At 65.7% G+C, this 12,048-nt stretch carries 12 protein-coding genes; 7 read left to right on the forward strand and 5 right to left on the reverse strand.

The genetic code is table 11. The features are described from left to right. Positions 1-110: 110 nt before the first annotated feature. The gene (locus F6X38_RS20475) at positions 111-1,151 is read right to left on the reverse strand and encodes a glutamine synthetase beta-grasp domain-containing protein (protein WP_150973045.1); all 1,041 of its coding nucleotides are present in this window, start codon (positions 1,149-1,151) and stop codon (positions 111-113) included. 226 nt (positions 1,152-1,377) lie between these two features. On the opposite strand from F6X38_RS20475, the gene F6X38_RS20480 reads away from it, so the two are divergent. Next, a complete protein-coding gene (locus F6X38_RS20480) occupies positions 1,378-1,590 on the forward strand; it encodes a DUF2735 domain-containing protein (RefSeq protein WP_150973047.1) in 213 nt (70 codons plus the stop codon). A 28-nt stretch (positions 1,591-1,618) separates the two neighbouring features. Here F6X38_RS20480 and F6X38_RS20485 read toward each other — a convergent pair whose 3' ends face one another. From F6X38_RS20485 to F6X38_RS20495, 3 genes are all read right to left on the reverse strand, one after another. Continuing rightward, the gene (locus F6X38_RS20485) at positions 1,619-2,560 is read right to left on the reverse strand and encodes a glutaminase (protein ID WP_150973049.1); all 942 of its coding nucleotides are present in this window, start codon (positions 2,558-2,560) and stop codon (positions 1,619-1,621) included. Positions 2,561-2,627: 67 nt separating this feature from the next. Then, the gene (gene glnA, locus F6X38_RS20490) at positions 2,628-4,037 is read right to left on the reverse strand and encodes a type I glutamate--ammonia ligase (RefSeq protein WP_150973051.1); all 1,410 of its coding nucleotides are present in this window, start codon (positions 4,035-4,037) and stop codon (positions 2,628-2,630) included. A 47-nt stretch (positions 4,038-4,084) separates the two neighbouring features. After that, on the reverse strand, positions 4,085-4,423 hold the full coding sequence (locus F6X38_RS20495; RefSeq protein ID WP_150973053.1) for a P-II family nitrogen regulator: 339 nt from the start codon (positions 4,421-4,423) through the stop codon (positions 4,085-4,087). A 53-nt stretch (positions 4,424-4,476) separates the two neighbouring features. Between F6X38_RS20495 and F6X38_RS20500 the strand changes: the two genes are divergently transcribed. Genes F6X38_RS20500 through F6X38_RS20520 form a run of 5 tightly spaced genes read left to right on the forward strand, consistent with a single transcriptional unit; the run spans position 4,477 to position 8,097 of the window. Beyond that, on the forward strand, positions 4,477-4,659 hold the full coding sequence (locus F6X38_RS20500; RefSeq protein WP_150973055.1) for a hypothetical protein: 183 nt from the start codon (positions 4,477-4,479) through the stop codon (positions 4,657-4,659). Further along, positions 4,656-6,158: an NAD(P)H-hydrate dehydratase gene (locus F6X38_RS20505; protein WP_150973057.1), complete on the forward strand. Its 1,503-nt coding sequence runs from the start codon at positions 4,656-4,658 to the stop codon at positions 6,156-6,158. Before F6X38_RS20500 ends, F6X38_RS20505 begins: the two co-directional genes overlap by 4 nt. Positions 6,159-6,197: 39 nt before the next feature. Beyond that, positions 6,198-7,400: an MFS transporter gene (locus F6X38_RS20510; RefSeq protein ID WP_246191462.1), complete on the forward strand. Its 1,203-nt coding sequence runs from the start codon at positions 6,198-6,200 to the stop codon at positions 7,398-7,400. Between the two features lie 47 nt (positions 7,401-7,447). Next, positions 7,448-7,714: a type II toxin-antitoxin system Phd/YefM family antitoxin gene (locus F6X38_RS20515; protein WP_150973059.1), complete on the forward strand. Its 267-nt coding sequence runs from the start codon at positions 7,448-7,450 to the stop codon at positions 7,712-7,714. Between the two features lie 2 nt (positions 7,715-7,716). After that, positions 7,717-8,097: a type II toxin-antitoxin system VapC family toxin gene (locus F6X38_RS20520; RefSeq protein ID WP_161992856.1), complete on the forward strand. Its 381-nt coding sequence runs from the start codon at positions 7,717-7,719 to the stop codon at positions 8,095-8,097. 6 nt (positions 8,098-8,103) lie between these two features. Here the strand turns inward: F6X38_RS20520 and uvrA are convergent, their stop codons facing one another. Beyond that, positions 8,104-10,986, reverse strand: a complete 2,883-nt coding sequence (gene uvrA / locus F6X38_RS20525; RefSeq protein ID WP_150973063.1) for an excinuclease ABC subunit UvrA — start codon at positions 10,984-10,986, stop codon at positions 8,104-8,106. A gap of 279 nt (positions 10,987-11,265) precedes the next feature. Between uvrA and ssb the strand changes: the two genes are divergently transcribed. Next, positions 11,266-11,805, forward strand: coding sequence for a single-stranded DNA-binding protein (gene ssb, locus F6X38_RS20530; RefSeq protein WP_150973065.1), 540 nt, complete (start codon positions 11,266-11,268; stop codon positions 11,803-11,805). Positions 11,806-12,048: the final 243 nt, after the last annotated feature.

A 12,048-nucleotide genomic window follows, 5' to 3' on the forward strand; every position in this document is an offset into this window, starting at 1 on the left:
GAGCAAGGTACGGTAGATGCGCAGAGTGGGGATAACTCCGCTGCGATAACGAAAAACCCGCCGCCCTTTCGGACGGCGGGTTCGAGCGGTCGGCAGTCCGGCGCGGCCGATCAGGCGGCGGCTGAGATTTCGGCCGAGGTCGGGACTTCCGAGATCGTCTTCAGGATCTGCGAGGCGATCTGGTAGGGGTCGCCTTGCGAGTTCGGACGGCGATCCTCGAGATAACCCTTGTAGCCGTTGTTGACGAAGGAGTGCGGCACGCGGATCGACGCGCCGCGGTCGGCGACGCCGTAGCTGAACTTGTTCCACGGCGCGGTCTCATGCTTGCCGGTGAGGCGCATGTGGTTGTCCGGGCCGTAGACCTCGATATGGGCCTCGAGGTTCTTGTCGAACTGCGCCATCAGCGCCTCGAAATAGGCCTTGCCGCCGACTTCCCGCATGTAGCTGGTCGAGAAGTTGCAGTGCATGCCCGAGCCGTTCCAGTCGGTGTCGCCGAGCGGCTTGCAGTGCCACTCGATGTCGATCTCGTACTTCTCGCAGAGGCGCTGCAGCAGGTAGCGCGCGATCCACATCTGGTCGGCGGCCTTCTTCGAGCCCTTGCCGAAGATCTGGAATTCCCACTGGCCCTTCGCGACTTCCGCGTTGATGCCTTCGTGGTTGATGCCGGCCGCAAGGCACTGGTCGAGATGTTCCTCGACGATCTCGCGGGCGACGGAGCCGACGTTCTTGTAGCCGACGCCGGTGTAGTACGGGCCCTGCGGGGCCGGATAGCCGCTTTCGGGAAAGCCGAGCGGGCGGCCGTCCTGATAGAAGAAGTACTCCTGCTCGAAGCCGAACCAGGCGCCCTCGTCGTCGAGGATGGTGGCGCGGGAGTTCGACAGTTGCGGCGTGACGCCGTCCGGCATCATGACCTCGCACATGACGAGGACGCCGTTGGTGCGGGCGGGATCCGGATAGACGGCGACCGGCTTCAGCACGCAGTCGGAGCTGCGGCCCTCGGCCTGCATGGTCGAGGAGCCGTCGAAGCCCCAGAGCGGCAGTTGCTCCAGCGTCGGCATCGCGTCGAAGTCCTTGACCTGCGTCTTGCCGCGCAGGTTCGGGACCGGCGTGTAGCCGTCGAGCCAGATGTATTCGAGTTTATACTTCGTCATTCGCGGATCCTCGATCTTGACCCCAGCAAACCGCGGTCGCCTCACGCTTCGGATCCCGCCCCCAACGTGATGCCGCAACGCACAGCGCCCATGTGCGGCTCACTGATAAACAATTATGCAGAAAGATGCGCGCCTATAGTTTCAGCAAAATATGATAATTTTTTGGGCAACATGCTTCCTATTTCGGCATTTCCGCATATCTTGAAAGGAAAGGGAGTGAACAACCATGCGTTCGAACATGGGGGCGGGAAACAGGAACGCCAACGTCGTTGCGTTCCCGATGGGGGTGCAGGCGGCAGAGCGGTTACGGGCACGGCGGTACGCAACGGCAGTCGCCGCGGTTCCGGCGAAACCCGTCATCTACGACGGTGCGTGGTACCACGAGGAAGCGGTCGCCGAAGAGCAGGCATCCACTCAAGGCCGGAAAGCGGACCACTGACGTTCGTGTGGTGGCGCGGCCTTCGGCGTCACGCGCCGAAGATCGACCAGCCCAGCCGCTTCGTCAGAAGCTCCAGCGCGATGCGGCCGAGATGCGAGTTTCCCGCCGCATCCAGCCCTGGTGACCAGACTGCGATCGACGCTTGACCGGGGGCGATGGCGAGAATGCCGCCGCCGACGCCGCTCTTGCCCGGCAGGCCGACGCGATAGGCGAAGTCGCCCGAACCGTCGTAGTGCCCGCAGGTCAGCATCAGCGCATTGATGCGTCGGGCCCGCTCCGGGTTGACGACGGTTCGCCCGGTGGACGGCTGCCGGCCGCCATAGGCGAGGAAGCGCCCGGCGAGCGCGAGCTGGCGGCAGGTCATCGCGATGGCGCAGTGGTGGAAATAGACGCCGAGCGTGTACTCGACCGGGTTCTCCATGATGCCGAAGGATTTCATGTAATACGCGAGCGCGCGGTTCCGCTCGCCGGTCCGCTGCTCGGAAGCGGCGACCGCCTCGTCGATGCGGATGGTCGGGTCGTCGGCGACGAACTGGATGAAGCGGAGGATCTCGCCGAGCGCCTCGCGCGGCTGGTGACCGGAGAGGATCAGGTCCGTCACGGCGATCGCGCCGGCATTGATGAACGGATTGCGCGGGATGCCGCGCTCGAATTCGAGCTGGACGATCGAGTTGAACGGACTGCCGGACGGCTCCCGGCCGACGCGGCGCCAGAGCGTGTCGCCCGCGATGCCGAGCGCGAGCGTCAGCGTGAAGACCTTGGTGATGCTCTGGACGGAGAAGGCGGTCTCGCTGTCGCCGGCGGCGATGACGAAGCCCTGGTCGTCGGCGACGGCGATGCCGAACTGGCCGGGATCGACCTTGGACAGTTCCGGAATGTAGCCGGCGACCTCGCCGCGATCGGTCCGCGCCCGCATCTCGTCGGCGATTTCGGCGACGACGCTCTGGACGCGGTGGTGATCGAGGGCCATCCGCTCGAACCTTCGGACGTGGGGCAGGGGCGCCGGCGTTGCCGCCGACACCCGCCGCCGGACCCGGTCAGAGGCTGTAGTACATGTCGAACTCGACCGGGTGCGGCGTCATCTCGAACCGCAGGATCTCGGCCATCTTCAGGTCGATGAAGGCGTCGATCTGGTCGTCGTCGAACACCCCGCCGGCCTTCAGGAAGTCGCGGTCGGCGTCGAGGCTCTCCATCGCCTCGCGCAGGGAACGGCAGACCGTCGGGATTTCTTTCAGCTCCTCCGGTGGCAGGTCGTAGAGGTCCTTGTCCATCGCCGAGCCGGGGTGAAGCTTGTTCTTGATGCCGTCGAGGCCCGCCATCAGCATCGCCGAGAAGGCGAGATAGGGGTTCGCCATCGGGTCGGGGAAGCGGACCTCGATGCGCTTCGCCTTCGGCGACTGGCCGAAGGGGATGCGGCAGGAGGCTGAACGGTTGCGGGCGGAGTAGGCCAGCAGCACCGGGGCTTCGTAGCCCGGCACCAGCCGCTTGAACGAGTTGGTCGAGGGGTTGGTGAAGGCGTTCAGCGCCTTGGCGTGCTTGATGATGCCGCCGATGTAGAACAAAGCCGCTTCCGACAGGCCGGCATATTCGTTGCCGGCGAAGGTCGGCTTGCCGCCCTTCCAGATCGACTGGTGGACGTGCATGCCCGAGCCGTTGTCGCCGAAGATCGGCTTCGGCATGAACGTCGCCGTCTTGCCGTAGGCGTTCGCGACCTGATGGGTCACGTACTTGAAGATCTGCATGTTGTCGGCGTTCTTCACGAGCGTGTCGAACTTGATGCCGAGCTCGTGCTGCGCGGCCGCGACCTCGTGGTGGTGCTTCTCGACCTTGACGCCCATCTCCGCCATCACCGAGAGCATCTCGGAGCGGATGTCCTGGCAGCTATCGATCGGCGGCACCGGGAAGTAGCCACCCTTTACGCGCGGCCGGTGGCCGAGATTGCCGGTCTCGTATTCGGTGTCGTCGTTCGAAGGCAGTTCGGTGGAATCGAGCTTGAAGCCGGTGTTGTACGGATCGGCCTTGTAGCGCACGTCGTCGAAGATGAAGAACTCGGCCTCGGGGCCGAAATAGGCCACGTCGCCGGTGCCGGACTGCTTCAGATAGGCCTCGGCCTTCTTCGCGGTGCCGCGCGGGTCGCGGTTGTAGGCCTCGCCCGAGATCGGATCGAGGATGTCGCAGAAGATCACCAGCGTCGACTGCGCGAAGAACGGGTCCATGTGCGCCGTCTCGGGATCCGGCATCAGCACCATGTCGGACTCGTTGATCGCCTTCCAGCCGGCGATCGACGAGCCGTCGAACATCGAGCCTTCGGAGAACATGTCCTCGTCGACGATGGAGGCGTCCATCGTCACGTGCTGCAGCTTGCCCCTCGGGTCGGTGAAGCGAAGGTCCACGAACTTCACGTCGTTGTCCTGGACCTGCTTCAGGACGTCGTTGGCAGTCGTCATCTCGTTCCTCTCCTGATGTTCTCGTAACGTAAGGCTTCGAACCGTCGTCAGACGGCGTCGTTGCCGGTCTCGCCGGTGCGGATGCGGACGGCTTCCTCGATCGGCGAGACGAAGATCTTGCCGTCGCCGATCCGGCCGGTCTGCGCCGCCTTGCGGATCGCCTCGACGGCCGCCGGAACGGCGTCGTCGGTCAGCACCACCTCCACCTTCACCTTCGGCAGGAAGTCGACGACGTATTCCGCCCCGCGGTAGAGTTCGGTGTGGCCCTTCTGCCGGCCGAAGCCCTTGGCCTCGGTCACCGTGATGCCCTGCAGACCGACCTCCTGAAGCGCCTCCTTGACCTCATCCAGCTTGAACGGCTTGATGATCGCTTCAACCTTCTTCATCGAACACCCCTCGACGTTGCCGTGTGCCGGACATCTGCCCGCCGAGGCGAGCGATGCAGGAGATATGCCAGCCCGACGACGATTCCGCGAATGCGATGTCGACGGTCGCGCGCTTCATCGCATATGCGGAAGGGATTCGTCTTGGCAATCCGTCGCGTCGAGCCGACGACGCGAAGCGCGCTGTCGCCGACGCAAATCGATGTGACCGCAAAACCAGCAACGTGATGAAAGAATGAGCGATCTCGAAAACCTTGCCGCGCTCCTGACGCCCGCCGAGATGCAAGCGGCAGACCGGCTCACCATCGACGCGGGCCTGCCGGGCATCGTGCTGATGGAGCAGGCGGGGATCGCCGTCGCGGATGCGGTGCGCGAGCGCTTTCCCGGCGTGCGTTCGGTCGCGCTGCTGGCTGGCCCCGGCAACAACGGCGGCGACGCGTTCGTCGTAGGTCGCATCCTCGGGCAGAGCGGAATCGCCGTGCGGCTGCACCTTCTCGGCGAGCAAGAGGCGCTCAGGGGCGACGCAGCGCTGGCAACGAAGGCGTTCGGTCGCCCGGTGGAGCCGCTCGAAGCCTTTGATCCGTCGTCCGTCGATCTGGTGATCGACGGCCTGTTCGGCGCCGGTCTTGCGAGGGAGATCGACGGCGTGGCGCGTGGCGCAATCGAGAAGGCGAATGCCAGCGGCAGGCCGATTGTCGCGATCGATCTGCCGAGCGGTGTTTCCGGGACCTCGGGCGCAGTATTGGGCGTCGCGGCGAAGGCGGCGCTGACCGTCACGTTCTTCCGTCGCAAGCCGGGTCACCTCCTGGAGCCGGGCCGCTCGCTCTGCGGCGAGACGATCGTCGCGGATATCGGGATTTCGCCATCGGTGCTCGATACGATCCGGCCGACGGCGTTCGCGAACGAGCCGTCCTTGTGGCGGGAGGCCTTCGCCGCGCCGGCGCATGCGGGTCACAAATACGATCGCGGCCACGCGGTGGTCTTTTCCGGCGGGGCGACCAGGACCGGGGCGGGCCGCATGTCGGCGACGGCGGCGCTGCGCATCGGTGCGGGCCTCGTCACCGTCTTCTCGCCGGCTTCGGCGCTGCTGGTGAACGCCGCGCATCTCACGGCCGTGATGCTGCAGCGCTGCGAGGATCAGGCGGAACTCGAGGAGCACCTGCAGGACACGCGCCTCAACGCCTTCGTGATCGGCCCGGGTTTCGGCATCGGCGAAAAGGCTCGCGTCTTCGTCCTCTCGCTGCTCGCGGCGGGACGCCACGTCGTGATCGACGCCGACGCCATCTCGTCGTTCAAGGACGACGTCGGGAGCCTGTTCGCCGCCGTCCGTTCGAGCGGCGGCTCGGCGGTGCTCACACCGCATGCCGGCGAGTTCGCGCGACTGTTCCGGGATATCGCGGACGGCGACGGCTCGAAGCTGGACAAGGCCCGCGCCGCGGCCGAGCGATCCGGCGCGGTCGTCGTCGACAAGGGGTCCGACACGGTGGTCGCCGCGCCGGACGGCCGGGCCGCGATCAACGCCACCGGCACGCCCTATCTCGCGACGGCCGGCAGCGGCGACGTGCTGGCGGGCATGATCGCCGGCCTCCTGTCGCAGAAGCTGCCGGCCTTCGATGCGGCCTGCGCGGCGGTCTGGCTGCACGGGCGCGCGGCCGAGGGTTTCGGCCCCGGTTTGATCGCTGAGGACTTGCCAAGCCTCATCCCAGGAGTCATGGCGGGGCTGTTCGAGACGCCGTAGATTTCGTGGCGCGGCGCCCGCTCTCCGCAAGGCTTTCCCATGAGCATGAATGTCGCCGCCGGCCAGGACACGCGCCGCGCCGAGGCCGCCGCCTTCTCGGTCGTCTTCGCGCTCAGCCTGTGCCACCTGCTGAACGACCTGATGCAGTCGATGCTGACGGCGCTCTATCCGCTGTTCGCCGAGAACTTCCACCTGGATTTCGGCCAGGTCGGCATGCTGACCTTCGTGTTCCAGGCGACGGCATCCCTGCTGCAGCCGGCGATCGGCGCCTATGGCGACAAGCGGGCGCTGACCGTGCTCTTGCCGCTCGGCATGGCGTTCACCTTCGCCGGCCTCGTGCTCTTGGCCTTTTCCGGCTTCTACGCGCTGCTCCTCGTTTCGGCCGGCATGATCGGCATCGGTTCGGCGATCTTCCACCCAGAATCGTCGCGCGTTGCCCGGCTCGCGTCCGGTGGCCGGCATGGCACGGCGCAGGCGGTCTTCCAGGTCGGCGGCAATTTCGGCAGTGCCATCGGTCCGCTGCTCGCGGCCTTCGTCGTGGTGCCGTTCGGCCAGCGGAGCATCACCTTCGTCTCGGTCTTCGCGCTGACCGCGATGGCGATCCTGTGGAGGGTCGCCGCCTGGTACGGGGCGCAAAGCGCACGGATCGCGAAGAAGGCCGCGCTGCCGAACGAGGCGGGCTACTCGAACCGCAAGATCGCGATGACGATCGGCGTGCTCGCGCTGCTCGTGTTCAGCAAGTACACCTATATGGCCAGCATCTCGAGCTACTACACCTTCTACGTCATCAAGCGCTTCGACGTGTCGGTGCAGGTCTCGCAGATCCTGCTGTTCGTGTTCCTCGGCGCGGTCGCGGTCGGCACCTTCGCGGGCGGCCCCATCGGCGACCGGGTCGGGCGGAAGACGGTGATCTGGTTCTCGATCCTCGGCGTGCTGCCGTTCACGCTGGCGCTGCCCTACGCCAACCTACCCTGGACGATCGTGCTGACGATCCTGATCGGCCTCATCCTGTCCTCGGCCTTCTCCGCGATCGTCGTTTTCGCGCAGGAACTGGTACCCGGCCGCGTCGGCATGATCGCCGGCCTGTTCTTCGGCTTCGCCTTCGGCATCGGCGGCATCGCGGCGGCCGGCCTCGGCGAACTCGCTGACATCAAGGGCATCGAGTTCGTCTACTGGCTCTGCTCGTTCCTGCCGATCCTCGGCCTTCTGACGGTGTTCCTGCCGAACGTGCGCGAGCGGTGAAGCCAGCCGGCGGTTGCGCGCCGACGGCGATGAGCTAAGTTCGAGGCATGGCGACGGTCAGTCTTCAGAAAGCGCAAGCCGAATTGGGCGAACTCCTCATCCGCGCGGAAGCGGGCGAGGAGATCGTGATTGAACGCGGCGACCTGCCGGCGGTGCGGCTGATTGTGACGGAGCGAACGGATGAGGTCGTTCGTCGCGCAGGCGCACTTGCGCATCGGCTTCGCGATCTGCCGGACGATCTGTTCCTGACGCCGATGGACGAGGATGAACTTCAAGCCTGGGAAGGAAAATACTCGAACGATTTCGATAAATAAAGTTGTTGCTCGATACGCACGTGCTCGTGTGGTGGCTATACAAGCCCGAACTGCTGTCCGTGCCGGCTCGAAAAGCGATCAACTCAGGCGACAACCGACTCTTCGTTAGCGCCGTTTCGGCATACGAAATCGCCGCCAAGCACAGGCTCGGGAAGTGGCCGGAGGTCGCCGAGCTGACCCGAGAATTCGACGACATTCTCGTGTCCCAATCGATCACGAGCGTTCCGATCGCCTCCCATCAGGCGCGTATGGCCGCTCTGTTCCACGCCGAGCACCGTGATCCCTTCGATCGCCTGCTTGCGGCTCAAGCGTTGAGCGAGGAATTCCACCTCATCACCCGGGATCCGGTCTTCGCGCACTTCGGCGTCCTGACGATTTGGTAGGCGCCGCTACTCCGCTGCTTCCTGCTTCTCGACGGTCCGACGCTCCAGCAACTCCTTCAGGAACCGGCCCGTCCACGACCGGTCGACGCGTACGATCTCCTCGGGCGTGCCGGAGGCGACGATCTCGCCGCCGCCGTCGCCGCCTTCCGGCCCGATGTCGACGATCCAGTCCGCCGTCTTGATGACTTCGAGATTGTGCTCGATGACGACCACCGTGTTGCCTTGGTCGACCAAGGATTGCAGCACTTCGAGCAGCTTCGCGACGTCGTGGAAGTGGAGGCCGGTCGTCGGCTCGTCGAGGATGTAGAGGGTCTTGCCGGTGGCGCGGCGCGAGAGTTCCTTCGCCAGCTTGACGCGCTGCGCCTCGCCGCCGCTGAGCGTCGTCGCCTGCTGGCCGACCTTGATGTAGCCGAGGCCGACCTCGTTCAGCGTCACCAGCTTATCTCGGACGGCGGGAACGGCGGCGAAGAAGTCGACGCCTTCCTCCACAGTCATGTCGAGCACGTCGGCGATCGACTTCTCCTTGTAGGTCACTTCTAGCGTTTCGCGGTTGTAGCGGTGGCCGTGGCAGATGTCGCAGGTAACGTAGACATCGGGCAGGAAGTGCATCTCGATCTTGATGACGCCGTCGCCCTGGCAGGCCTCGCAGCGCCCGCCCTTCACGTTGAAGGAGAAGCGGCCAGGCCCGTAGCCGCGCGCCTTGGCTTCCGGCAGGCCGGCGAACCAGTCGCGGATCGGCGTGAAGGCGCCGGTATAGGTGGCAGGGTTCGAGCGCGGCGTGCGGCCGATCGGCGACTGGTCGATGTCGATGACCTTGTCGATGTGCTCCAGCCCTTCGATCCGGTCGTGCGGGGCCGAATGCTCGCGCGAATTGTTGAGGTGCCGCGCCGCCGCCTTGAACAGCGTCTCGATCAGGAAGGTGGACTTGCCGCCGCCCGATACGCCGGTGACGGCGGTGAAGACGCCGAGCGGGATATCGGCGGAGACGTTGCGCAGATTGTTGCCGCGCGCCCCGACGACGCGCAGCCGCTTGCCCTTCGCCGCCCGCCGCCGGACGGCCGGCACCGGCACGCCGAGGATGCCGGAGAGGTATTGGCCGGTCAGCGAGGCCGGGTTGGCCTTGATCTCGTCGGGCGTGCCGACCGCGATCACCTGGCCGCCGTGGATGCCGGCGGCCGGGCCGATGTCGACGACGTGGTCGGCGGTCAGCACCGCGTCCTCGTCATGCTCGACGACGATCACCGTGTTGCCGATGTCGCGAAGGTGTTTGAGGGTCGTCAGCAGCCGGGCGTTGTCACGCTGGTGCAGGCCGATCGAAGGTTCGTCCAGCACGTAGAGTACGCCGGTGAGGCCCGAGCCGATCTGCGAGGCGAGACGGATGCGCTGCGACTCGCCGCCGGATAGGGTGCCGGACGAGCGCGACAGCGTCAGGTATTCGAGCCCGACGTCATCGAGGAAGCGCAGCCGCTCGCGGATCTCCTTCAGGACGCGGACGGCGATCTCGTTCTGCTTGTCGGTAAGGAGGGCCGGCAGCGCCTCGAACCATTCCTTTGCGGCGCGGATCGACAGCGCCGTGACCTCGCCGACATGGCGGCCCGCCACCTTCACCGCCAGCGCCTCCGGCTTCAGCCGGTATCCGGCGCAGGCCGGGCAGGGGGTCGCCGACATGTAGCGCTCGATCTCCTCGCGCGACCAAGCGGAATCGGTCTCCTTCCAGCGCCGTTCGAGGTTCGGCACGATGCCCTCGAAGGTCTTCGTCGTCTTGTAGGAGCGCAGGCCGTCCGAGTACTGGAACTCGATCTTGCGCTTGCCGGTGCCGTACAGGATCGCCTTCCTCGCGTCCTCCGACAGTGCGGACCACTTGTCGGTCTGCTTGAAGCCGTAGTCTCGACCGAGCGCGTCGAGCGTCTGGCCGTAATAGGGCGAGGTCGAGCGCGCCCAGGGCGCGATCGCGCCGCTCTTCAGCGTGCGGTTCGGCTCCGGCACGATCAGCGCCGGATCGATCGACTGCTGCGAGCCCAGCCCGTCGCAGGTGGGGCAGGCGCCGAACGGGTTGTTGAACGAGAACAGGCGAGGCTCGATCTCGGAGATCGTGAAGCCGGAGACGGGGCAGGCGAACTTTTCCGAGAACAGGAGTTGGCGCGGCTTGCCGTTCTCCTCGGTGCCGTCGGCGAATTCCGCGACCGCGATGCCGTCGGCGAGGCGGAGCGCGGTTTCGAGCGAATCCGCCAGTCGCGTCTTCATGTCCTCGCGCACCACGACGCGGTCCACCACGACCTCGATGTCGTGCTTGAACTTCTTGTCGAGGCTCGGCGTGTCGGCGATGTCGTGGAACTCGCCGTTCACCCGGACGCGCTGGAAGCCCTTCTTCTGGAGCTCCTGCAGCTCCTTCTTGAACTCGCCCTTGCGGCCGCGGACGATCGGGGCCAGCAGGTAGAACCGCGTGCCCTCCGGCTGCGCGAGGACGCGATCCACCATCTGGCTGACCGTCTGGCTCTCGATCGGCAGGCCAGTGGCCGGCGAATAGGGGATGCCGGCGCGCGCGAAGAGCAGGCGTAGATAGTCGTAGATCTCGGTGACGGTGCCGACGGTCGAGCGCGGGTTCTTCGAGGTCGTCTTCTGCTCGATCGAGATTGCCGGAGACAGGCCGTCGATCTGGTCGACGTCCGGCTTCTGCATCATCTCCAGGAACTGCCGCGCATAGGCCGAGAGCGACTCGACGTAGCGGCGCTGCCCCTCGGCGTAGATCGTATCGAACGCGAGCGACGACTTGCCCGAGCCCGACAGGCCCGTCATCACGATCAGCTTGTCGCGCGGGATGTCGAGGTCGACGTTTTTCAGGTTGTGCTCGCGGGCGCCGCGAATGGAAATGAACTTCTGATCGGACATCGCTAGCCGCGTTCGCTGTTCGAAGTCGGGCGGGCGCCCATCGGGAAGGCGTCGGCAACCGCGCTCTAGATAAAGATCGCCCCACCGATGTCGAGCACATTCCCGAACGTCGATCTGGCGCTATCTATAAGAACATAGTAAGAACATATTGTCGATTCGAAACCTGTGGCCGGCGCTGTGGAAATGGCGGGCGGACCGCGCGGTGGACCGGTCGATGCGATATGGTGCGCAGGATGGGCCGGGTTCGCCGGTGGTAGCGCAGGATAGGAGAAGACGGTCATGGCCGGAAGCGTGAATAAGGTGATCCTCGTCGGCAATCTTGGAGCGGACCCAGAAGTCCGCCGGCTGAACTCGGGCGACGCTGTAGTGAATTTGCGGATCGCCACGACGGAAACCTGGCGGGACAAGTCCTCGGGCGAGCGCAAGGATCGTACCGAATGGCACAACGTGGTGATCTTCAACGAGAATCTCGTGAAGGTGGCGGAGCAGTATCTGAAGAAGGGCGCGACGGTCTACATCGAGGGGCAGTTGCAGACCCGCTCCTGGGAAGACCAGTCGGGGCAGAAGAAGTACACGACCGAAGTCGTGCTCCAGCGCTTCCGCGGTGAATTGCAGATGCTCGGCGGCCGCGGCGAAGGCGGCGGTGGCGGCGACTACGAGCGGAGCGGCGGCGGTAGCTATGCTGGCGGCGGCTCGCGCAACGGCGACGAGGATCGCGGCGGCTCGCGGCGGGGCGGCGGCGGGTCGGGCTCCGACCGCGGCGGTGGCGGTGGGGGCGGTTCGCGCGGCGGCGACATGGACGACGAAATCCCGTTCTGACGGACGGCACATAGGCTAGTCATTTCGGCGGATCGCGGCGCTTTCGCATCGCGATCCGCGGCGTGACGGAATACGTTATCGCATTGATTCCGATGGGTGGAATGCCCATCTGATGTCTGCGCTTGGACTTTGTGGGCGGACCGGCCCGGCCGGGGTCTCGATCCGAGGCCGCCGGTTTGCTTTGGCGCCGCCCGGCTTGCTATAAGCGCGCCTGATTTCTATCCGGATCCGGAATCTTGTCCG

This window comes from Plantimonas leprariae, from assembly GCF_008802405.1.
Taxonomy (GTDB): Bacteria; Pseudomonadota; Alphaproteobacteria; order Rhizobiales; family Rhizobiaceae; genus Plantimonas; species Plantimonas leprariae.

Bases quoted from the DNA above. Each gene is read 5' to 3' on its own strand.
- F6X38_RS20475 (WP_150973045.1), bottom strand. From the start codon at position 1,151: ATGACGAAGTATAAACTCGAATACATCTGGCTCGACGGCTACACGCCG.
- F6X38_RS20480 (WP_150973047.1), top strand. From the start codon at position 1,378: ATGCGTTCGAACATGGGGGCGGGAAACAGGAACGCCAACGTCGTTGCG.
- F6X38_RS20485 (WP_150973049.1), bottom strand. From the start codon at position 2,560: ATGGCCCTCGATCACCACCGCGTCCAGAGCGTCGTCGCCGAAATCGCC.
- glnA (WP_150973051.1), bottom strand. From the start codon at position 4,037: ATGACGACTGCCAACGACGTCCTGAAGCAGGTCCAGGACAACGACGTG.
- F6X38_RS20495 (WP_150973053.1), bottom strand. From the start codon at position 4,423: ATGAAGAAGGTTGAAGCGATCATCAAGCCGTTCAAGCTGGATGAGGTC.
- F6X38_RS20500 (WP_150973055.1), top strand. From the start codon at position 4,477: ATGCAGGAGATATGCCAGCCCGACGACGATTCCGCGAATGCGATGTCG.
- F6X38_RS20505 (WP_150973057.1), top strand. From the start codon at position 4,656: ATGAGCGATCTCGAAAACCTTGCCGCGCTCCTGACGCCCGCCGAGATG.
- F6X38_RS20510 (WP_246191462.1), top strand. From the start codon at position 6,198: ATGAGCATGAATGTCGCCGCCGGCCAGGACACGCGCCGCGCCGAGGCC.
- F6X38_RS20515 (WP_150973059.1), top strand. From the start codon at position 7,448: ATGGCGACGGTCAGTCTTCAGAAAGCGCAAGCCGAATTGGGCGAACTC.
- uvrA (WP_150973063.1), bottom strand. From the start codon at position 10,986: ATGTCCGATCAGAAGTTCATTTCCATTCGCGGCGCCCGCGAGCACAAC.
- ssb (WP_150973065.1), top strand. From the start codon at position 11,266: ATGGCCGGAAGCGTGAATAAGGTGATCCTCGTCGGCAATCTTGGAGCG.